The organism is Spirosoma endbachense (genome assembly GCF_010233585.1).
Classification (GTDB): Bacteria; Bacteroidota; Bacteroidia; order Cytophagales; family Spirosomataceae; genus Spirosoma; species Spirosoma endbachense.
In genome coordinates this window covers 10,256,375-10,258,040 of sequence record NZ_CP045997.1, presented here as the reverse complement: position 1 = coordinate 10,258,040, position 1,666 = coordinate 10,256,375, and the positions used below count along the sequence as shown (strand labels likewise).

Sequence of the window (1,666 nt, the reverse complement as noted above, 5' to 3'; positions counted from 1 at the left end):
GGTTCTGAATCACTTTTGGTGATTAACCCAATCCAACCACTCGTTTTCGTAACAGGTCAAAACTGGCTCTGCCATACATGGTTCGCTTGATGGTCTTCAGCCGATTCACCTGCCCTTCTACCTGCCCATTACTCCAGACCGAACAAAAGGCCTGACGCACCGCTTGGTAGTCATGACTCAAGTTGGCGCTAAAATGCCGTAAAGCGCTAATACCCGACTCTTGGGCTTCCATTAACCAACTATCCAGATGTTCTACCTGCCGTTCTTCCATCATCGTTCGAAATTTAACGGCCAACTTATGCAGCTTTTGAGCTAACGGACAGTTCGTAAAGAATTGATCCATGAAGGCTCGATCAGTGGCTTTTGATAAGGATTCAAGCGGCAAACTTAGCCAGCGACTGATTTGACGAACCGAATAAGGAACCGGCTTGGCAGCCAAAGGAAGAACGAGTTGGGCCTTGCGAGGGTAGTCTTTGACTAATCGAAATACACTCGACTTGCTGCCCGAAAAACCTTGCTGCCTCACCTCCGTATAGAGATAAGCACTTCGTTGTTCCCCTTCTTGCCAGCGCTGTCGAATATAATCTTCAAAAGCTAAGATACCCGATGAACGACGTGGCAGGCTAACTCTGGCTCTGGCTGGGTAAGTTGACCAGACGAGATATTTTTTTACCGTATTGCGCGATAATTTCAATTGCTTAGCAATGCCAAGAATCGAGTACCCTTGCTGACGAAGTGTTTTAACCTGATCAAACTTAGCTTGCCGGGACGACAGAAAAAGGGATGGAGTATCTTTGTCAACCATTTGATTATCAATCAATGATACTACTGGCGATTCAGCTGTAGCACTTACTAATTCCTGCGTGGCTTGCTGTAAGCTTACTCGCTGACTTTCAACAAATCGCTGGATAGCTTCCCCTAGATTTTTCAACAGGTGCCATCGATCAGCCACCTGAATGGCTTGAGGAGCGGCTTGAGCCGCAGCTAATGCATACGTGCTAGCCCGATCACGACTGACCACTTCCACACCGGGATGTTCGTTGAGCCAATTTTTGAGGGCGGCTGTTTCTCGGTCCGGCAACAAATCAACTACTTGATGGGTCTCTAAATCCACTAAGATAGTTCCATATCGATCCCCTTTTCGAAAAGCGAAATCGTCCACGCCAAGTACCCGTGGTGTATGGGCAATGCTCATGGATTGAACCCGTAATCGCCGTAAAAGTGTGGTGTTGCTGGCCGGTAAACGGAAAAGCGCTCCCATGCGCTGGCCTGGTCGAGCCCCAACTGCTTGCATTAATTGCGCCTGTTGTTGTATACATCGCTGGGTGCAACGAGCGTAAGGCTGGATGATGGACTCAAAACGCTCGGTAAAGATCCTGCGAGGGCATTCTAGGTTATCGCAGAAGAATTTACGCGCCTTGAGTCGCCATTCTTGATATTGGCCTGCTAGGGGTAGATCAGCCAAGGTACGATTATAGCGACTATGGATACGGTGACTAGCCGTTCCACAAAGCGGACAGTTACTAAATAAAGCCGTGCTGGTTAGTGCTACTATAACCAGGTTAGGTTGTGAAGTTACCGTTTGCACTTCAAGTTGAAATGGCAACAGGAGGGATGATAGCATACTTTATGAACATACTATCATCACCAAAAGTGGCTCAGAACC

At 47.8% G+C, this 1,666-nt stretch carries 1 protein-coding gene; it reads right to left on the bottom strand.

Annotated elements, in window-relative coordinates; all coding sequences use genetic code 11:
- Positions 1–22: 22 nt before the first annotated feature.
- Positions 23–1,624, bottom strand: coding sequence for an ISL3 family transposase (locus GJR95_RS41400; protein WP_162391458.1), 1,602 nt, complete (start codon positions 1,622–1,624; stop codon positions 23–25).
- Between the last annotated feature and the right edge of the window lie 42 nt (positions 1,625–1,666).

What these genes read in the sequence shown, in the direction of transcription:
- GJR95_RS41400 (WP_162391458.1), bottom strand. Translation starts at nt 1,624, where the DNA reads ATGCTATCATCCCTCCTGTTGCCATTTCAACTTGAAGTGCAAACGGTA.